The 20,223-nt window shown below is 65.0% G+C and carries 16 protein-coding genes; 13 read left to right on the top strand and 3 right to left on the bottom strand.

What is annotated here, in order from left to right; translation table 11 throughout:
• Positions 1–194 precede the first annotated feature (194 nt).
• From C451_RS07900 to C451_RS07940, 9 genes are all read left to right on the top strand, one after another.
• The gene (locus C451_RS07900) at positions 195–755 is read left to right on the top strand and encodes a DUF1102 domain-containing protein (protein ID WP_007739514.1); all 561 of its coding nucleotides are present in this window, start codon (positions 195–197) and stop codon (positions 753–755) included.
• Between the two features lie 95 nt (positions 756–850).
• Positions 851–2,449 carry a hypothetical protein gene (locus tag C451_RS07905; protein WP_152420440.1) on the top strand — a complete coding sequence of 533 codons (1,599 nt, stop codon included), beginning with the start codon at positions 851–853 and terminating at the stop codon, positions 2,447–2,449.
• A 60-nt stretch (positions 2,450–2,509) separates the two neighbouring features.
• Positions 2,510–2,866, top strand: coding sequence for a hypothetical protein (locus C451_RS07910; RefSeq protein WP_007739516.1), 357 nt, complete (start codon positions 2,510–2,512; stop codon positions 2,864–2,866).
• A 285-nt stretch (positions 2,867–3,151) separates the two neighbouring features.
• Positions 3,152–3,418: a hypothetical protein gene (locus tag C451_RS07915; protein WP_007739517.1), complete on the top strand. Its 267-nt coding sequence runs from the start codon at positions 3,152–3,154 to the stop codon at positions 3,416–3,418.
• Between the two features lie 151 nt (positions 3,419–3,569).
• Entirely contained in the window at positions 3,570–5,675 is a 2,106-nt protein-coding gene (locus C451_RS07920) for an OB-fold nucleic acid binding domain-containing protein (RefSeq protein WP_007739518.1), read from the top strand.
• Positions 5,676–5,726: 51 nt separating this feature from the next.
• A complete protein-coding gene (locus C451_RS07925) occupies positions 5,727–7,376 on the top strand; it encodes a tRNA uridine(34) 5-carboxymethylaminomethyl modification radical SAM/GNAT enzyme Elp3 (RefSeq protein WP_007739519.1) in 1,650 nt (549 codons plus the stop codon).
• Between the two features lie 527 nt (positions 7,377–7,903).
• Positions 7,904–8,920, top strand: a complete 1,017-nt coding sequence (locus C451_RS07930; RefSeq protein WP_007739520.1) for an NAD(P)/FAD-dependent oxidoreductase — start codon at positions 7,904–7,906, stop codon at positions 8,918–8,920.
• Positions 8,921–8,956: 36 nt separating this feature from the next.
• Positions 8,957–11,044 carry a ribosome rescue protein RqcH gene (gene rqcH / locus C451_RS07935; RefSeq protein WP_007739522.1) on the top strand — a complete coding sequence of 696 codons (2,088 nt, stop codon included), beginning with the start codon at positions 8,957–8,959 and terminating at the stop codon, positions 11,042–11,044.
• A 44-nt stretch (positions 11,045–11,088) separates the two neighbouring features.
• Positions 11,089–12,159: an mRNA surveillance protein pelota gene (locus C451_RS07940; RefSeq protein WP_007739524.1), complete on the top strand. Its 1,071-nt coding sequence runs from the start codon at positions 11,089–11,091 to the stop codon at positions 12,157–12,159.
• A gap of 9 nt (positions 12,160–12,168) precedes the next feature.
• Here C451_RS07940 and C451_RS07945 read toward each other — a convergent pair whose 3' ends face one another.
• Entirely contained in the window at positions 12,169–12,921 is a 753-nt protein-coding gene (locus C451_RS07945) for an MBL fold metallo-hydrolase (protein ID WP_007739526.1), read from the bottom strand.
• 188 nt (positions 12,922–13,109) lie between these two features.
• Here C451_RS07945 and C451_RS07950 point away from each other — a divergent pair, with 188 nt between their 5' ends.
• Complete coding sequence (locus C451_RS07950) at positions 13,110–14,486, top strand: WD40/YVTN/BNR-like repeat-containing protein (RefSeq protein WP_049913041.1); 1,377 nt, start codon at positions 13,110–13,112, stop codon at positions 14,484–14,486.
• A gap of 7 nt (positions 14,487–14,493) precedes the next feature.
• Here the strand turns inward: C451_RS07950 and C451_RS07955 are convergent, their stop codons facing one another.
• Positions 14,494–17,262, bottom strand: a complete 2,769-nt coding sequence (locus C451_RS07955; protein WP_007739528.1) for an AAA domain-containing protein — start codon at positions 17,260–17,262, stop codon at positions 14,494–14,496.
• Between the two features lie 157 nt (positions 17,263–17,419).
• Here C451_RS07955 and C451_RS07960 point away from each other — a divergent pair, with 157 nt between their 5' ends.
• The 3 genes from C451_RS07960 (at position 17,420) to C451_RS07970 (ending at position 19,746) form a co-directional block, all read left to right on the top strand.
• Positions 17,420–18,229 carry an N-acyl homoserine lactonase family protein gene (locus C451_RS07960; protein WP_007739529.1) on the top strand — a complete coding sequence of 270 codons (810 nt, stop codon included), beginning with the start codon at positions 17,420–17,422 and terminating at the stop codon, positions 18,227–18,229.
• Between the two features lie 120 nt (positions 18,230–18,349).
• The gene (gene glmU, locus C451_RS07965) at positions 18,350–19,531 is read left to right on the top strand and encodes a bifunctional sugar-1-phosphate nucleotidylyltransferase/acetyltransferase (RefSeq protein WP_007739530.1); all 1,182 of its coding nucleotides are present in this window, start codon (positions 18,350–18,352) and stop codon (positions 19,529–19,531) included.
• A 35-nt stretch (positions 19,532–19,566) separates the two neighbouring features.
• Entirely contained in the window at positions 19,567–19,746 is a 180-nt protein-coding gene (locus tag C451_RS07970) for a DUF7576 family protein (protein WP_007739532.1), read from the top strand.
• A gap of 3 nt (positions 19,747–19,749) precedes the next feature.
• On the opposite strand, the gene C451_RS07975 is transcribed toward C451_RS07970, so the two are convergent.
• Positions 19,750–20,172: a Rieske (2Fe-2S) protein gene (locus C451_RS07975; RefSeq protein WP_007739534.1), complete on the bottom strand. Its 423-nt coding sequence runs from the start codon at positions 20,170–20,172 to the stop codon at positions 19,750–19,752.
• Between the last annotated feature and the right edge of the window lie 51 nt (positions 20,173–20,223).

Genomic DNA, 20,223 nt, shown 5'->3' on the forward strand with positions numbered 1-20,223 from the left:
GATCGTCACTAAAAGTGGTTGCCGCAGCCACGCTTTTATGCCAAAAACTGGGTTCTGTCCGCTATCAAGCTCTGCTTGATGGATGGTAGGCCGAACTTGATGGTGTATCAAGCGGCCCAATACTACGTGGGTAGCGCTGGAGGTGGTGGGTTGTACCCCGCGGCCGCTGGACGGCCGCGGGACAGGACACACCAATGCGTTTGCCACAAGGAAAACTGCTCGCGCTGATCGCGCTGGTGGTCGCCGCCTCGATGGTGATGGCGACCGGCGCGTTCAGCAGCGTCACGGCCGACAGGAGCACCGATGTCGAAGTCGTCGGCGATCAGGAGGCGTTCCTCGCGCTCGAACAGGGATCGGGGCCGAACGGCCAGAAATACGCGACGACGAACAATGGCCGGCTGGCGGTGAACCTCGACGGTGACGCGAAGGTCGACGGCCAGGGCGTCAATCCGAGTGCGAAGACCTCCTTCGACGACGTGTTTACGATCACCAACAAGGGTAGCCAGTCGGTCGATATCCGTATCCAGGACAGCTCCGACGCCGTGACCTTCTACAAAAACGGCGATCCGACCAGCTCCCTCGAATCGGCGGGCAGCTCCCTCGGCGTCGGCAGTTCGGTGAAGGTCGGCATCATGGTCGACACCACTTCCGGCGTCGCTCAAGGGAACCTCATCGAGGCCATCACCGTCCACGCCAAAGCCCCCAACTCCGGACAGGCCCCCGGCGCTGACGGCAAGCCACAGGATCCGAGCTAACCCCGACGATCGATCGCCGGCTCGATGTCGAGAACATTCCTTTCCACGACCGAACGCCCGCGGCCTGAGTCACTGCTCCGTACAGGAGGTCAGGGGTGAGACGGGCGCGCAAGCTCGGTACCGTAGTGCTGGCGGTGGCGGTAGTGCTCGCCGCTGTGTATGCAACGGGCGCGTTCACATCTACGTCAGCCGAGCGCTCGGCGGACGTGGCCGTCGCCGGTGACGCCTCCGCATTCTTGGCACTCGGAACGTCCGGGGGACCCAACGGGCAGTTCGCCTCCTATGGGACCGACGGTGCGCTACAGGTCCGGATGGGTGAAGGAACCAAAGGCGTCAACCCCGGGAGTCGAACGTCGTTCCAGAACGTCTTCACGATCTCGAACAAAGGGGCACAACCCGTGAGTGTCTGGTTCGCCGGGGGAAGCAAGGCCGTAACGTTCGTCGGACCCGATGGCAATCCCATCGAAAGCGAGGGCCAGGCGGTCACGCTACGACCCGGCGGGCAGTCACTGCACGTCGGACTGGTCATCGACTCCCGCGGTGTCCAGCCCGGCAAGAACCTGCTTCAATCGGTCGAAGTTCACACTGCTACCGGCGAGAAGTCGCAAGCCAACTCCATCGAGAACGTGAACAGCGATAACGGCACTGGTGGAGTCAGGAGCGACAACGACAGCAACGACCGGATTGAGAACGCCGGTAGCGGGTGGTCCGGTGACGAGGAGACAGTTACCAGTAACAACGATAGAAGTGATACTAGTGAGAACGGAAATAGCGGCGATGCGAGGACGGATTCCAACAACGATGGCTCGTCGGGAGAGCAACCCCACACGGTAGAGATCGCGGGCCACACGCTCGAAATTCCCGAGTTCTTGGCCGATCTTTCCCTAGAAGACGCAAAGACAGCGATAAAGGGAGCATTCTTCGGCCAAACGGGGATGCGGGACGGGATGCATCCGGTGGAGTCGGCGAACTCCGTGTTCTACATCCTCGGCCAGATTGCCGGATCGTTCGTTCCGACGCTGGGCAGCGTCGCGGATGCGCGTGACGCCGTCCAAGACGCCGCGAACGGCAAACTGGGTACTGCAGCGCTCAGCGCAGCCGGAGCTATTCCCGGTCTCGCAAAACTGACCGAGGGACAACTGGCGATACGACACCTCAAGGACTGGAAGAAGAGCTTTGGTGGAGAAATGGCCGGCGATCTCAAAACACTCGGACAGTTGATCGTCAACCACGTCGGGCCGTACATGCCGAACTCGATCGTGAAGAAGGCACTCGACGTCACCACCGATGGGGCGGTGAGCACGCTAAAAAAGGACGGCTTCACCGTGGAGCAAATCACGGAGTTCTCCAAAGACGGAAATCTCGAGATGATGGCTGAAGCCTCCGAGAGCGGGCTGAAACTCAGTCCCGAGAATACCAACTTCAAGCGAGTCAGTCGGCTCAGGAACATGGACGTACCTGCCGAGGATGTCGTATGGTACGTCGAGAACGGCCACAGCCTCAAGCGGGTCGAACAGCTTGTAAATGCTGGTTTCTCACCCGAAGCAATCAACGATGTGTACAAACAGGGATCACGAGGGATGGAAGGAGTCGATTGGTACAGTAAGGCGAACGACTACTGCAGCGTGCAGGCATCGCTCGAACCAGCAAACAGAAATCATACCTCGATGTGTGACCTACTTCCAACCCAATAGAGAATATGTACAACCAAATTACAATCATACCGCAAGACAATACATAACAAAATCATAACAATGAAGCTCAGAGGATACATCGAAGTAGCGATACTCGTCGTAGTGATGTGGTTCGTCTTTCAGGACATCGTTCAACCAATACTCATCGGTATCGACCCGATGTTCGCCGATCAGTCTGTTGACCGCGTTCGGCGCGGTCCGCAGACCCCCGCACAGGTGGCCGGAATCGTCACATATGCTGTGGGTGCATTCATCTACTATTCAGGGAAACTCATGTATTCTCATAGTATTTTAGTATATTTTTTGGGCTTTCAACGAGTAATTTTGATGATTATCCCTAACACAATTCTGCCAGAAAAATACCATCCGAGAAAAATGGAGACTGTTGAAGAACTCGCAGAACAATATAAGGACTAATATACAAACGATGCAACCGCAGTCTAACGAAGGTCAAGACCCGCCGAAACACGTTTTCGCCCGAAACCATCAACGCCGTGTGGAAATGGGGCTCACGGACAAGTACAGTCATCGATTGGTACAGCATGGCTGATAACTACTGGAAAGTCCAGCAGTCACGCAAACCAGCAAACGGAAACTATGCATCGATATGTGAGCGACTGCCGACCCAACCAGACAGTTGATCGTTCCATAGCTCAGGTTGCCGAGAACAATGGTTAACTGCTGGCTCCGCCACACACCAGTATGCTCAACCTCGATATCGCGTCGTTCATGGTCGAACTGAAAGACGGCGCGTTAAAGAACGTCGGTCCATCGAACAAGTCCGCCACCGCGAAACTGTTCGACGTGACGAGCGCCGAGGCCCGCGAGTTCGGCGACAAGCGCGTGAAGTTCGTCTTCGAGGACGACGAGGGCAACGAGGTCCAGGTGGCGCTCTTTCCCAAGGAGGCCAAACGGATCGCGGACGATATCGAAGCCCTCGAAGCAGACAGTCGGGTCTTCGAGGACTGACTGTCCGCGACCGCCCCGCACAGCCTACACACCTCCCGCGTTCCCCGACCGGGCCGATCTGTCGTTGCTGTCTCGCCGAAGCGTCGATCCCGACGGTGCGTGCGCGCCGCGTTTCGACAACCGTTTTAGTGCCCGGCCGTACGTTGAGCCAATGGGTAGCTGTATCATCTGCGGCACCTCCACGGATGGCTACATCTGCGAGAGTCACGAGGAGGACGTCGTTTTCGAATTCGAGGGATCGCACGCGAACCAACTCACGCCCGGTCGTTTCTACCGCGGTTCGGTCGACGGCTTCGCCGACTTCGGCGTGTTCATCGACATCGGCGACAGCGTCACCGGACTGCTCCATCGCAGCGAGCTCGACAGCCGACTGGAGAGTCTCGACTGGGACTCGGGCGACACGGTCTACGTCCAGGTCACGGACGTCCACGACAACGGTAACGTCGATCTCACGTGGTCGATCCGCCAGGCCGACCGCGAGTTCCGCGGCAGCCTCGTCGACACGCCAGAGGGTGACGAACTCCCCGACGACGCGGAGGCCCCAGACCCAAATGAGCGCGCGGTCGCCGGACGTCCGGCGGCCGACGCCGACGAGAGCGCGGTGACGACCGGCCGATCGGAGACGAGCGAGAGCTCGGCGACGGTCGACATCGACGGTGCGAGCACCGAGTCGGAACCCGAAACGAGTGTCGAATCGAAATCCGATACGGATGTCGAAGCGGAAACCGACACGAGCACCGCATCGACGGCCGACGACGGTGGAGCGACGCTCGCCGAACCCGACGAGGAGCGCGAGCGTGTCGCCATCGACGAACTGGAGTCACGCGTCGGCGACGAAGTACGCGTCGAGGGCGCGGTTGCCTCGGTGCGCCAGACCGGCGGCCCGACCGTCTTCACGCTTCACGACGAGAGCGGCACGGTCGACTGCGCAGCCTTCGAGGAGGCCGGCGTCCGCGCGTACCCCGACGTCGAACAGGGTGCGGTCGTCGCCATCGAGGGGCGCGTCGAGCGTCATCGCGAGGAGATCCAGGTCGAGGCGTCCGGGCTCGCCGTGCTGGACGACGAGGAGCGCGAGGCTGTCGAGGACCGGATGGAGGAGGCACTCGCCGAGCAGGCTCAGCCCGAAGCGGTCGAGCCGCTTGCCGACGACGAAGCGGTCGACGATCGCCTCGACGAGATCCGCGATCTCGCGGGACTGATCCGGCGCGCGGTGCTGGATTCGCGACCCGTTATCGTTCGTCACGACGCCAGCGCCGACGGCTACGTGGCTGCCAGCGCCATCGAGCGGGCGACGCTCCCTCTCGTGCGCGACGAACACGCCCAGCGCGACGCCGAGTACCACTACTTCGATCGCCGACCGCTCGGCGAGGGCGTCTACGACATGAACTCGGCGACCCGCGACGTGACGAAGATGCTCGACGCCAACGAGCGCCACGACGAGAAGTTCCCGTTGTTCGTCTTCTGCGGCGTCGGCGGGACCGGGGCCTCGAAGGACGGACTCGAACTGCTCTCGGTGTACGACGCCGACCGGGCCGTCATTGCCGACGGGTCGATCAACGGCGAGACGGCCGAGGCGTTCGTCGATACTGCGGGGACGACCGCGAGCGCGATCGCGGCGACCGTCGCCGTCCACGTCGATCGCGACGCACGCGACGACCTCGAACACCTACCGGCGGTGAGTTTCTGGGAGGACACACCCGCCGCGTACGCCGAACTCGCCAGCGAGGCAGGCTACGACGCCGATCGGGCACGCGACCTCCGGCAGTCGGTCGCGCTCGTCGCGAACTATCAGGCCTACGAGGACAAGCGTGAACTCGTCGCCGACCTGCTGTTCGACGGGCGCGAGTCGCTCGCAGCGCGGCTGGCGACCCAGTTCCGCGAGAAACTCGACACGGCGCTCGAGACCGCACGGACGCATCTCGAACAGCACGAGATCGACGGCACGGCCGTGAACGTGCTCGACACGGACGCGTTCACTCACCGCTACGACTTCCCGCCGACGGGGCTGCTCTGTGACGAACTCCACCGTCGGACCCGCGACGACGCGCCGGTGCTGCTGGGGATCGGCGAGGACGAACTGCTCGTCCGCCACGTCGACGCCCTCGATCTCGACGCCGTCGCCACGGACGTCGCCGACGGCGCGCCCGACGCGGACGTGTCGATCGGCGCGGCCGGCGACGACAGGCTGACCTTCCTGGTCGGCGAGCGCGAGGCCGTCCGCGAGGCGGCGATCGAAGCGATCGCCGAGCGGTCGTAGGTCGGCAACAACAGCCTTATTCGCGCGACGCGACTGGTTTTCACGAGTGCGATGAGTACCGAGATTCCGCCGACCGAATCAGAGGCATTCGAGCGGACCTGCGAGACGCTTATCGAGCGGATTCTCGACGGCGAGATCGAACGCGGCGAAGTCGAGGCGGCGAAACTCGAGGCCTGTTCGACCCACTCCGCGCCGAAAGTCCCGAAGAACTCGGAGATCATGGATCACGCGCCGGAGGGCCGCCGCGAGGAGCTGGAGAAAGTGCTCCAGCGAAAGCCCGTCAGAACGGCCTCGGGCGTCTCGCCGGTAGCGATCATGACCAGCCCGCACATGTGTCCGCACGGGAAGTGTCTCTACTGTCCCGGCGGTCCCGGCTCGGAGTTTTCGAGCGCGCAGAGCTATACGGGCCACGAGCCGGCCGCCGCGCGCGGCGTCCAGAACGACTACGATCCCTACGGCCAGGTCACGCTTCGTCTCAATCAGCTGCGCGAGATCGGTCATCCGGTCGACAAGGTCGAGCTGATCCTGATGGGCGGGACGATGACCGCCCGCAGTCACGACTACCAGGAGTGGTTCGTCAAGCGCGCGCTCCAGGCGCTCAACGAGTTCGATCCCGACGCCGAGCCGACCCCCTCCGAGAGCGAAAGCTTCGCGCAGGAGCCCGACGAGTACGACTTCCGCTATCTGGAGGACGTGATCGCCGACAACGAGACGGCGCGAGTCAGGAATATCGGGACGACCTTCGAGACGAAACCCGACTGGTGTGATCCCGAGCAGATCGACCGGATGCTCGATCTCGGCGGGACGAAAGTCGAGGTCGGCGTGCAGACCACGTACGACGAAATCAACCGTGCGATGCATCGCGGGCACGGCACACAGGCCTCCGTGGACGCGAACCGCCGGCTGCGGGACGCGGGGTTCAAAGTCGGCTTTCACATGATGCCCGGCCAGCCCGGGATGACGCGGGAGATGTGCATCGAGGACTTCCGCCGGCTGTTCGAGGAGAGCGAGTGGCGGCCCGATTATCTGAAGATCTATCCGATGTTGATCGTTCGTGGGACGGCGACCTACGACATGTGGCGAAACGAGGAGTTCGAACCGCTCGACAACGAGAGCGCGGCCGAACTTGTCGCCGAGATCAAGTCGATGCTACCCAAATACGTCCGCCTGCAGCGCGTCCAGCGCGACATCCCGGCGGACTTCATCGACGCGGGCGTCTGGAAGTCGAACCTCCGCCAGCTCGCGCGCCAGCGCATGGACGAACACGGCTGGGACTGTGACTGCATCCGCTGCCGCGAGGTCGGAATGAACGAAGAGCCTCCGGAGAACGTCGAGCGCGACGTGCTGACCTACGAGTCGGGCGGCGGCACCGAGCAGTTCATCAGCTACGAGGATCCCGACCGCGACCTGCTGGTGGGGTTCTGTCGGCTACGATTTCCGAACGACCCTGTGCGTCGCGAACTCGAAAACGCGGCCATCGTCCGCGAGCTCCACGTCTACGGCCCGATGGTCCAGGTCGGCAACGAGAGCGCCGACTGGCAGCACAAGGGCTACGGCGGGAAGCTCCTCGACCACGCCGAGCGGATGGCCGCCGACGCCGGGTTCGACAAACTGAGCGTCATCAGCGGGATCGGTGCACGCGAATACTACCGAAATCGGGGCTATCACCAGGATGGCCCGTACGTGAGCAAGCAGTTGTGAACAACGATTCCGTGAGCGAACGGAGTGAGCGAGCGGGCCGAGGAACCCCCAGCGGGGGTGACGGCGTCTGCGTGAGTGAAGCGAACGCAGGCTCGTCAGAGCGAAGCTCTGACGGCGGCTTTTGATCAACCTTTTGCCAGCGAGGGAGCGACCGCAGGGAGTAACCGAGCGCAGCAAAAGGTCGGCGTGAATACTATCGAAACCGGGGCTATCACCAGGATGGCCCGTACGTCTCGAAGCGGTTGTAAACGGAATTTCTGTTCATTCGAGTTGCCGGAAACGAGGGTTTGGATCGCTGAAACCCCCGAATCGGCCAATTGATTTATGTAGGAGGGGTGCGCGAGAGGGGACGGGGACGCCGCAGGTGATGCCACGGACGGACCCAGACGTGGGGTGCGGAGCCGGTTCGGGGGTTCATGGCCCCATCCGGTCGACGTTCTGAAACCATTATGACCCGATCTCGTTTAGCGTCCGGAGTCCGTAGCGCAGTCGATGAGCCAGAACTGCTCGCGACGGGAGGGGCCGCGATGAACGTCGCCATCGTCGGTGCCGGCGTCGCCGGCGCGGGGGCGGCGTACGCGCTCGACGACGCGGCGGACGTGACGGTGTTCGAGAAGGCGTCGTCGATCGGCGGCCGGACCGCGACCCGACGACGGGACGGCTGTCGGTACGACTACGGCGCGAACTACTGCAAGGACGAAGGAAGCGCCGACGATCTCCTCCCCGATCTCGACGCGTCGGGACTGGTCGATGTCGACGCACCGGTCTGGACGTTCGACGGCGCGAACGAGATCAGCGAGGGCCACGACAGCGACGAGCGGAAGTGGACCTACCGCGACGGCATCGAGCAGTTGCCCCACCGGCTGTTCGAGCGCACCGACGCGACGATCGAGACGGACACCCGCATCGGCGGGATCGAGCGGACTGACGGCTGGCGGCTCGAAAACGTGGCCGGTGACGACTGTGGCGAGTTCGACGCGCTGGTGTGTACGCCGCCCGCCCCGCAGACGGCGGAGCTGCTGGCGAGCGCAGGATGGGAGAACGAACTCCGTGAGCAGCTCGTCGGAACGATGAATGCAGTGCCGTACCGGACGACCGTCACCGCCGTGTTGCACTACCCGTTCACGCTCGATCGGCCGTACTACGCGCTCGTGAACACCGACGGCGAGCACGAGATCGGCTGGCTCTCGCGCGAGGAGTGCAAGCCGGGCCACGTTCCAGAGGGTGAGTCGGTGCTGATCGTCCAGCTGGCACCCGATTGGTCGGCCGAGCGCTACGGCGAGCCGACTGAAGAAATCGCTGCCGCGGCGGCCGACTCAGTCGCGGAACTGCTCGACGACGAGCGCCTCGCCGCCCCGGACTGGGTCGACAGCAAGGGCTGGCGACTCGCCCAGCCCGACGACGGCGTCGAGACGGAACTGCTCGCCCGTGCCGCGGCGGACGGGCTCTTCTTCGCCGGCGACTGGATCGCTGGCGAGGGACGGATCCATCTCGCACTCGATAGCGGCCTCGACGCCGGCAAGCGCATCCGAGAGCGCGCGTAACGACACCTCTTTTCGGCACCCGTACACAGAACGGGTATGGATCCGAAGCGCGAGCTTACCAGCGTCGACCTCGCGGCCCTCGTCACCGAGCTCGGGACGTACGCCGGCGCGAAGCTCGACAAGGCCTATCTCTACGGCGACGATCTGCTGCGCCTCAAGCTCAGGGACTTCGATCGCGGCCGGGTCGAGCTGCTGATCGAGGTCGGCGAGACCAAGCGCGCACACGTCGTCTCGCCCGAGCACGTCCCCGACGCGCCGGGTCGTCCACCCGGGTTCGCGAAGATGCTCAGAAACCGTCTCTCGGGCGCGGATTTCGCCGGCGTCTCGCAGTTCGGCTTCGATCGCGTGCTCACTTTCGAATTCGAGCGCGGAGATCGAAACACGAAGGTCGTCGCCGAGCTGTTCGGCGAGGGGAACGTCGCGGTGCTCGACGCGACCGGCGAGGTGATCGACTGTCTCAACACCGTCCGTCTCCAGTCCCGGACCGTGGCTCCGGGCGCACAGTACGAGTTCCCCTCGGCGCGTTTCGACCCGCTCGCGGTCGACTACGATGGCTTTGCCGCCCGGATGGAGGAGTCGAACACCGATCTCGTGCGCACGCTCGCCACCCAGCTCAACTTCGGCGGGCTCTATGGCGAGGAGCTCTGCACCCGCGCGGGCGTCGAGAAAGAACTGGCCATCGAGGAAGCCGACGAAACCGATTTCGAGGCGCTCTACGACGCGCTCACCGGACTGTCGGAACAGCTGTCGAGCGGCGATTTCAATCCCCGAATCTACCGCGACGACGGCGATCCGGTCGACGTCACACCCTTCCCGCTCGACGAGCGCGCCGAGCTGGATAGCGAGGGGTTCGACTCGTTCACGGCGGCGCTCGACGCGTACTTCGTCGAACTCGACACCACGGAGGACGAGGAGAGCGGCGGGCGCGAGCGACCCGACTTCGAGGAGCAGATCGAGCGCCAGCAGCGCATCATCGACCAGCAGGAGGGGGCCATCGAGGATTTCGAGGCACAGGCCGACCGCGAGCGCGAGACGGCCGAATCGCTCTACGCGAACTACGAACTCGTCGACGAGATCCTCACCACGGTCAGGAACGCACGCGAAGAGGGGATCGGCTGGGAGGCCATCGAGGAGCGGTTCGCCGAGGGTGAGGAGCGGGGGATCGCGGCCGCCGAGGCCGTGTCGGGCATCGAGCCGAGCGAAGGCACTGTCACCGTCGATATCGACGACCGCGATGTCGAACTCGACCCACAGGAAGGCGTCGAACAGAACGCGGACCGGCTCTACCGCGAGGCCAAGCGGGTCGTCGAGAAGAAGGAGGGTGCCGAGGAGGCCGTCGCTGAGACGCGCGAGGAGCTCGAAGCGATCGAGCGCCAGCGTGACGAGTGGGAGGCCGGCGACGTCGACGACGATCCCGACGAGGAGAGCGAGGACGTCGACTGGCTCTCCCAACGATCGATCCCTGTCCGCACGGACGAACAGTGGTACGAGCGCTTCAGATGGTTCCACACGAGCGACGGCTTCCTCGTTCTCGGCGGGCGCAACGCCGACCAGAACGAGGATCTGGTGAAGAAGTACCTCGATCGCGGCGATCGGTTCTTCCACACGCAGGTCCAGGGCGGACCGGTGACGATCCTGAAGGCCACCGGCCCGAGCGAGCCGACCCGCGAGATCGACCTGCCCGACCGAAGCCTGGAGGAAGCAGCCAAATTCGCCGTCTCGTACTCGACGGTCTGGAAGAACGGCCGCTTCGCCGGCGACGCCTACATGGCCGAGCCGGATCAGGTCTCGAAGACGCCCGAGAGCGGCGAGTATCTCGAAAAGGGCGGGTTCGCCATCCGTGGCGACCGTACCTACTTCCGGGACACCGCCGTCGGCGTCGCCGTCGGCATCACCTGCGAGCCCGAGACGCGCGTGATCGGCGGGCCGCCGTCGGCCATCACCGAGCGGACCGAGACCGCGATCGAGGTCGAACCGGGCCAGTACGCACAGAACGACGCCGCGAAGCGACTGTACCGGGAGTTCCGCGAGCGATTCGAGGACACCTCGTTCATTCGCAAGGTGGCGAGTCCGGACCTGATCGCGGAGTTCCTGCCGCCGGGCGGGAGTCGGATCGTCGACTGAGCCACAACGACAGCGCACTTACTGCTCGCCTACCCAGTCAGAGTATGCAGATCAACGGCCGCACGCGACTCGAAGGCGAGCGCGAGCGCTGGACGCTCGTTCCCGAGAGTCTCGACGATCTCTGGCATCTCTCCTACGTGCTCGAACCTGACGATCTCGTCTCGGGCGAGACCACCCGGCGCATCCAGCGCGACGACGATCGGATGCGCGACACCGGCGGCGAGCGCGAGCCGATGTCCGTGACGATCAGTGTGGAGGACAGCGAGTTCCACAAGTTCGCCAACCGACTCCGCGTGTCGGGCACGATCGAGTCGGCCTCGCGCGAGGATCAGATCGGCCATCACCACACGCTCAACGTCGAAGAGCGGGCAGAGGTCGAGATCGAGAAAGTCTGGCAACCCGACCAGCGCGAGCGCATCGAGGAGGCCGTCGAGGCGACCGAGAACGCCGACGTGGCGATCGCCACAGTAGAAGAAGGTGCAGCCTCGATCCACACCGTCGCCCAGTACGGGGCCGAGGAGTACGCCTCCTTCACCGGGCCCACCGGCAAGGGCGAGTACGCCCGCGAGCGCTCCGAACTGTTCGCCGAGCTCGCGAGCGCGCTCTCGCACCTCGACGTCGATGCGATCCTCCTCGCCGGCCCAGGGTTCACCAAGGAGGACGCGAAAAAATATATCGAGCGGAACGCACCCGAGCTCCTGGACAAACTCGGAGCCACCGTCGACACGAGCGCCATCGGCGATCGCGGTGTTCACGAGGTGCTCAAGCGCGGTGCGGTCGAGGAGGTCCAGGCCGAGACACGCATCGCTGAGGAGGCCGGGAAGATCGACGAGCTCACCGCCCGTATCGCCCAGGGCGCGGAGGCCACGTACGGCATCGAAAAGGTCGCCGAAGCCACCGAGTTCGGGGCCGTAGAGGAGTTGTTGATACTCGACGAGCGACTCCGCGCGGAGCGTGCCGGCGACGGCGAGTGGGGGATCGACGTGAACGAGATCATCGAACGCGTCGAACAGCAGGGCGGTTCCGTGACCGTCTTTTCGAGTGAGTTCGCACCCGGCGATCAGTTGGATTCGCTCGGCGGGATCGCGGCGTTACTGCGCTATCGTCTGGAATAATCCAGCGCACTACTCGATGTCGACCGTCAGCCCGTCGCGGGCGAACCTGACGTCGCCGTCGTAGTGTTTTCCCACGGATTCGAGCATCTCCTCGTGGCGACCCTCGGTGTGGGGGTAGAGATGGGTGAGATAGAGCCGTTCGACCTCAGTACCGGTATCGGCGAGCGTTTCGCCCAGTTGGCTCGGCGTCGGGTGGTTCGAGACGTCCACCTCGTCGGGAAACGAGCAGTCGTGGGCCAGTACGGCCGATCCGTCGCCGAAGTTCGCCAGGCCCGCGAACGCCTCGCTATCGGCGCTGAAAGTGAACGTCGGGCCCTCTTCGTGCGTGAACCGATAGGCGAGACAGTCCATCGAGTGGCGGGTCTCCTTGGCGTCGATGTCGAACCCGGCGACCGAGAACGATTCCGCGCCGATCTCGCGCACTCGGAGATCGATGCGCCCGTCCATGTACTCGTGGACGTCGAGCAGGCCGTCGAGCAGGGCCTTGGTACCCTGCGGGCCGACGATTTCGAGATGCTCCGCGCCGGCGAGCCAGCGGGCTTTCATCAGGGGAAGGAGGTCGGCCACGTGGTCGAGATGGTGGTGGCTCAGGAGAACCGTCGAAACGCCCTCGTAGCCCACGTCGGTCCGTGCGAGCGCGTTGAGGACGCCGCTGCCGCAGTCGACGAGTAGGCTATCGCCGTCGGCGTCGAGCAGCAGTCCGGTCTGCGCACGCCGGCCGCTCGGCATCGCCGCGCCGGTTCCGAGGAAAGTCACGCGCATGGTGGATGGGCGGCGGCAGCGCGGAAAAGACGCTCGCTGGCGCGTCGGTTCGTGCCGTCGATCGGAGAACCGCGCATCGCGAGGATCGAATCAACCGTCGGGCCTCGATCGCGATGGAATGGTTCTGAGATATCCGATCGACAGTATCAAGCCGAAGGCTCATGAGCGCTACCGCCTCACGCCCGGCGATGGCAGACTCCTCGGCCGGCGGGAGCGGCTTCTTCGCGTACTACCGCCAGTACGCCCGCTCGGGCGTCCACGCCGCGAGCGCGGCCGCGCTCACCGCCATCGGGCTCTGGGCCAGTTTCACCGGCAATCGGTCGTTCATCCTCCTGGCGATCGCCGTCTACGTCCTCCCGCCGATCTTTCTCTATCTCACGGGCGAGGGCGAGAGGGTCCCGTCGGTGGTCAACGAGGATACATCCATGGGCGACGATCCGGACCGGAGCAATGCGAGGAGCGACGAAACACACGACAGCGAGGACAACCACGATCACAGCGACGGGCAAGTCGATCGTTCCGAGGCCGATGCGACGGCCGAGCGTCGAACAGCTGACGATTCGTCCGCTCTCGGTTCCCCAAGTGCGACGTCCACAACTGACCGACGCGACGACGAGGAGCACATCGAGGACGAGGCCAACGACCCCGTATCCGAGAGCAACGACAGTGAGCGCGACGGCGACGATCGCGACGGCGACGAATCGGCCGAACCGGACTGGACCGAGATCGACACGCCGACCGACCGATCGCTGCTCGACGTCATCGCGGCCGATGAGGGCGCGTACGCGGTCGGCGAAGGCGGGGTCGTACTCGCACACAATGAGGACGAGTGGACGGTGGCGCTCGACGATGGCCCGACGGCAAACGGGAACGTGCTGCGCGGCGTGGACGCGACCGACGGCGGTGGAGCCGTCTGGTTCGCCGGCGACAGCGGCGTGCTCGGGCGCTACGCGGACGGAACGCTGACCGACCACTCCGCGCCGGAAGATCAGACCAGCACCTGGGAGGACGTCGCCGTGACGGGCGACGCGGACGAAGAACAGGTGTATCTCGTCAACGGTTCGGGCGAACTCCTCCGTGGCAGCTACGAGGACGGCACGGTCTCGTGGGGCGGGATTGAGAAACCGGGCAGCGGGTCGAGCATCTCGTCGATCGCGTTCGTCGATAGCGATCGCGGCCATCTCTGTGACACCAACCAGTCGGTCTACGAGACGACCGACGGCGGCGAATCGTTCGACCGGGTCGGTATCGAGGACGCGAACGCCGCCTTCACCGACATCGCCGCCAGCACCGCCGAAACGCTCGTCACGGCCGACGACGGCTCGCTGTTCCGCCACGACGGTGCAGTGTGGACGCGGCTCCGGCCAAGCGAAGACGCGCTCGCGGCGGTAGCCCTCGCCGGCGAGACGGGGTTCGCGGCCGGCGACGGCGGAGCGGTGTACGAGCGCATGGATGGAGGATGGGAAGCGGTCGAGACGCCGACGGACGCCGACCTGTGGGGAATCGCCATCGGCAGTGAACGAGTCGTCGCGGTCGGTGCCGGAGGAATCGTCGTCGAACAGTAGGCAAAGCCTATTTCGCCCAGTCGACCATCCGTGCGTAGCGTTCGTCCGAGGCAAGTGCGTTCTCGTCGCCGACGAGCACGAGTGCCTTCTTCGCGCGCGTGAGTGCGACGTTCACCCGTCGGTGATCCTCAAAGATCGGTGAATCGAGGTCGCCAGTCGCGACGAACGAGACGATGACGACCTCCTTCGCCGAGCCCTGGAACCGATCGACGGTGTCGACGGTGACGGCGGGTATTTCTCGGCGGATGGCCGCCGCCTGCGCGCGAAACGGCGCGATGACGCCGATCTCCTCGCGCGGGACACCCGCTTCGACGGCGCGCTCGACGAGCTCCGTTATCGCCGTCACCTCCGCGGGGTTCGTGTTGCCCCGCGCCGTGCCGTCGGGATCGACGAACGCAACCCGGTTCCGGAGGGGGTCGGGGAGCGCGTCGGCATCGACAGTCGAAAGGTCGCTGACGTGCTGGGCGGCGACCGCCCCGCTCGCCGGCCTGAGCGCGCCGTCGTAGAACTCCTGGGAGGAGTAGGCCTGGATCCGCTGGGCCATCCGGTACTGGGTATCGAGCAGCACCGACGCGTCCGGATGCTCGTCGGCCAGTCGCTCGAACAGCGATCGCGAGAGGTCGGCCGCCCGCCCGCTACCGCCGCTCGGCGATGGTTCGATCGGCTGCTGGACGTCAGCGTGCCCGCCGTCCGAGCGTGCGGCAGCCGAATCGTCGGATGCAGACGTACCGTCGCTCGCGGTGTCTGCCGACTGCACCACCGGCGGGAGCTGCTGGTGGTCGCCGACGAGGACGAACCGATCGGCGAGCGCGAGCGCGGCGAGCGTCGCCGGCTCGGTGAGCTGGCCAGCCTCGTCGACGAGCGCCACGTCGAACTCCGTCTCGCGCAGCACGCGCGAACCACAGCTCGCTGTCGTCGCCGCCACGACCGGTGCCTCGCGGAGTTCGCGCGCCCGCGCTTCGGGGTCGCCGCGCGATTCGAGCCGATGGTCCTGCATGTCCTCGCGCACGCCGCTCTCGGTTCCCACGCGGACGAACTCGGTGAACCCCTGTTCCTCGAGCGCTTCGAGCGCGTTGTCGACCGCACGATTGGTGAACGCCGACAGGAGCACGCGCTCGCCGCGATCGACCAGCGCCCGGATCGCCCGGGCGATCGTGTAGGTCTTGCCGGTGCCGGGCGGGCCGTGGATCAGCGCGCAGTCGTCGGCCCCGACCGCCATGCGCACGGCCCGATCCTGGGCGGGGTTGTTGTCGATGAACGTCTCGTCGACGTCGCGGAATTCCGGCTCGCGCCGACCGAAGAGCACGTCCTTTCGCTCCTGGTCGCCGGCGAGCACCGCATCGTGCAGCGCCGTGAGCATCCCGTCGACACCCATCTCGGAGGGATAGACGTCGAGCCGGCGGAGCTCGACGGGTTCGTCCGTTTCGACGACGACCTCATCACCCAACTCGATCACGCGGGCCATCTCGGCGGTCCCCCGCACGGGGTGGCCGTCGCTCGCGAGGACGACGTCGCCCTCGCGGATCTTCGAGACGGGATCGTCACAGCGCGCGCGGAGCTCCCATCGCCCATCGACCTCGTTCTTCCCCACTGGTTCGAGGTCGACGAGCGCCCGATCTGCGGCGGCGCGTTCGGCGGCGCTCTGGGTCCAGAGCTTCGCGTACTCCCGGTGGACCGCTCGGCGTTCGTCCTCGATGGCCCGGTAGAACCGCTCGAAATAGGCCCGCTCTTCCGAGGGAAGCGGATCGCCGATCCCTCCGGCCTTCGACTCCTGATCGAGCCGTCCCGAGACCACCATGCAGGTGTCCTGCTCGAAGCAGTAGTTGCAGGTCGCGTTGGCCTCGTAGCCCGTCGGCACGGTTTTGTCGACGCCCATCGCGGCGAGTTCGTTGCGCTGTCTGAGGACGTACTCCAACAGCCCGTCGGACAGCGAGAAGTCCTTCGCCGGTGAGAGATCGCCGTCGGCCTCGTTCCTGTCGAGGGCGGCGTTTTTCGTGTAGATCAGCGTCCCGGTGTCGGGTGGTTCACCCATCTCGTCGAGCAGGAGTGCGTAACAGGCGACCTGCACCTTGTCCTGGAAGCGAGGTTCGCTGTTCGTGTTCTTGCCCGTCTTGAGTTCCACAGGAGAACCGCGGCGCACGGCGTCGGCTCGTCCCTTCAGACCGTAGCGCTCGGAGAGCAGCGTCCGTTCGGATCGCCACTCGTCTCCACCATCGAGGGTGCCCTGTCGGAGCCAGCCGTCGATGGCGCGAGCGTGGTCGGCCACGTCCGCCCTGACTTCGTCGGCGTCGCGGTCGAGCAGTCCGAGATCGAGCCCCGCCTCGGCGACGCGCTCGTCGATCGCCGTCTCGACGTCGCCGCCGCGGAGCAGATCGGAGAAGACCTCGTGGACGATCGTCCCCTTGATCACCGGGTAGTTGAGCGGCACACCGGAGAGTTTGTTGAGGTAGTGCATCCGGGGACACTGGACCCAGGATCGCACGTCGGTCACGTTCACGAGGTAGTCGGGTTCGACGACGATTCTGGAGTCGCCAGTCGTCGAATACTGGATCTCGCCCTGAAACTCCTCTTCTTCGACGTCGACGGCGAGCAGCTCCATGCCTTCCTCGGTGTACTCCGCCGTTTCGGTCCACTTGCCCCACAGCGTGAGTGTCACGGGGGCGGCCCGGCCGTCGTCGGGTCTGATAGTGAGCTCCACGAGATCACGCTCACCGTAGTCGGTGCTCACCGACGTTTTCTCGCCCACCTCGACGAGCGGCCCCCGCAGTTCGGTCACAGCGAATGGAGAACCGCCGTCGAAAAACGCTTGTCGGTCGTTTCGCCAGAGACGGGATCGATAGCGTTCACGATCGGTGAGCGGGATAGGATGAGGAACGGGGCGGGTTGCACGCGCGTGGATCGACTTTAGGTATCGTCGCCTATGCGATTCGGTGATGACGAAACCAGAGCTGTACGCGATGAACAGCGCCGACTGGGAGTACGAGTACAGCGCGATGATGCGCAACCAGAAACCGGGCGAGACCTACCCCTCGCTCACCCCGTTCTACCTCGTCGATCACCCCGAGGGCACGGTGTTGATCGACACCGGCACCAGCTACGAACTGCTCGAAGATCCCGCCGACTACGGTCCCTACGGCGCGGGCTACGTCGAGGAGTTCGCCGCCGACGAGATCGAGATGAGCGAGGACGGGAAAGCGGTGAACCGGCTCGCCGAAATCGGCTACGAGCCCGACGACATCGATATCGTGGTGATGACCCACCTGCATCTCGACCACACGGGCGACGTCCGCGAGTTCCCCGACAGCGAGTTCGTCGTCCAGCAGGACGAGCTCGAATACGCCTGGTGGCCCGCCGACCCCATTCAACGGAAGCTCTACGTCGAGGGCGATTTCGGCGTGTTCCAGTCGCCCGAGTACGACGTGACCGCCATCAGCGGCGAGTACGACGTCTTCGGCGACGGCGTCGTCGAGTGCATCCCGACACCGGGACACTCGCCCGGCCACCAGGCGGTGAAGGTCGAACTCGAGGAGGCGGGCACCGTGATCCTGGCCGCCGACCTCGCCTTCACCCAGCGCGCTTACGAGGACGAACTCCAGCCGGCGTTCGCCTGGGACACCGAACACGCGATCCGCTCGAATCGGATGATCCGCAACCTCGAACGGACGGAGGACGCCACGGTCCTCCTCGCGCACGATCGCGAGCACTTCGAGGAGTTCCCCGACCCGCCCGAAAGCCTCGTTTGAGGTGCCGAACCGCTCACTCCCTCTTTCTCTCCGGGCAACTCACGGAGAGCGTCATGAGTGCAGTCGGCACCAGCAGCGACGAACGGTAGGCCTATTTCACGCCGGCGAGTCGGCCCTCACATGCAGACAGTGCTCCTCGCGGCCGGCGAAGGCACACGGATGCGCCCGCTGACCGCCCACACGCCGAAGCCGATGCTGCCCGTGGCGGACCGCCCGCTCTGTGCGCACACCGCCGACGCGGCCATCGCGGCCGGCACGGACGAACTCATTCTGGTCGTCGGCTACGAGGCCGACGCCGTCCGCGAGTATTTCGGCGAGGAGTACCGCGGCGTTCCAGTGAAATACGCCACGCAGGACCAGCAGTTGGGGACGGCTCACGCCGTCCGCGCCGCGTACGAACACCTCGACGACGATTTCGCCGTCCTCTACGGTGACGATCTCTATGACCCAGCGAGTATTCAGGAACTGTTCGAGAACGCACCGGGCATCACCGCCTATCGCGCCGAGAACCCCTCCAACTACGGAGTGCTCGACACCGACGGCGAGCGAGTGGTTGGCGTCACCGAGAAGCCCGAGAACCCCGACACGGACCTCGTGAGCGCCGGAGCCTGTGTCTTGCCGGGCGAGGCTCGCGAGTGGCTCGACGTCGAACAGAGCGAGCGCGGCGAGTACGAACTCACGGACGTGCTCGATCGGGTGTTCGCCGAGTACGAGGTCTCCTACACCGAACTCGACCGCTGGATGGGCGTCGGCCGACCCTGGGAACTCCTCGAAGCCAACGAGTGGAAGCTCGCCGCCCTCGACGGGCGCGTGGAGGGCGAGGTCGCAGAGCGCGCCGAACTCCGTGGGCCCGTCGTGGTGGAAGAAGGTGCACACATCGAGCCCGGCGTGGTCGTCGAGGGTCCGGCCCTGATCCGCTCGGGCGCACACGTCGGGCCGAACGCCTACGTCCGCGGCGCGACGCTGCTCGGCGAGGAAGTCCGCGTGGGCAACGGTGTCGAGATCAAAAACAGCGTGGTGATGGCCGGGACGCACGTTCCCCACCTCTCGTACGTCGGCGACAGCGTGCTCGGGCGCGAGGTGAACTTCGGAGCGAACACGACGGTCGCCAACCTCCGTCACGACGATTCGCCTGTCAAGCAAACCGTGAAGGGCGAGCGCGTCTCGACAGGGCGGCGGAAGTACGGCGTCGTCGTCGGCGACGGGACGAAAACCGGAGTCCATACCACCCTCTATCCGGGCGTCGTGCTCGATGCGGGCACGCGGACGGAGCCGGACGAGACGGTCGCTCGCGACAGGTAGTCGGCTATTTATATCGTGAGACGTGAACACGGATCATGAACGATCCGACGTCCGCGGTCGGCGAGGCAACCGAGGAGAGCGCGCCGACGTGTGCGAGCTGCGGCGACCAGATCGTCGACGAACCGGCCCATCGCGTGCTGACGAGCGTCGAAAACGAGCGAGTGAGCGCCGAGCATTTCTGTGACGAGGACTGCCGCGCCGCGTTCGTGGAGTGAAGGTCAGAACTCGACGTTCGAGGTCGAGGTGAGATCCACGTCGTCGTCCTCTTTCGGTCCGGTGGCGACGAACTCGTAGCGTTCGTCGGCGAGTCGCACGGAACCGTTCTCGACCGAGACGGCGACGTCGGCGAGGCGTGCGCCCTCGCAGGGGCCGAACGTGCAGTAGCCGGTGTCGGCCTCGAACATCGCGCCGTGGTTCGTACAGACGATCTCGCCGTTCCGGCACTCCGCACCCGACCCCTTGTCGAGGCCGATGTGGGTGAAGTGCATACAGTGGTTCAGCCACGCTTCGATGCCGTCGTCGGTGTCGACGAGGACGGCTTCGTGGGTTTCACCATTATCGCGTTCGCGGATCCTGAACAGCGCCGTCGTGTCGGCAGGAACGTCGTCGATCGGCATGATCGTGCCGTCAGCGGATGCCATCACTTTGAGTTGGCGGTCGACCGGGGTAGGCCCGTCGTTTGCGAGCGAAGG

Source organism: Halococcus thailandensis JCM 13552 (assembly GCF_000336715.1).
Classification (GTDB): domain Archaea; phylum Halobacteriota; class Halobacteria; order Halobacteriales; family Halococcaceae; genus Halococcus; species Halococcus thailandensis.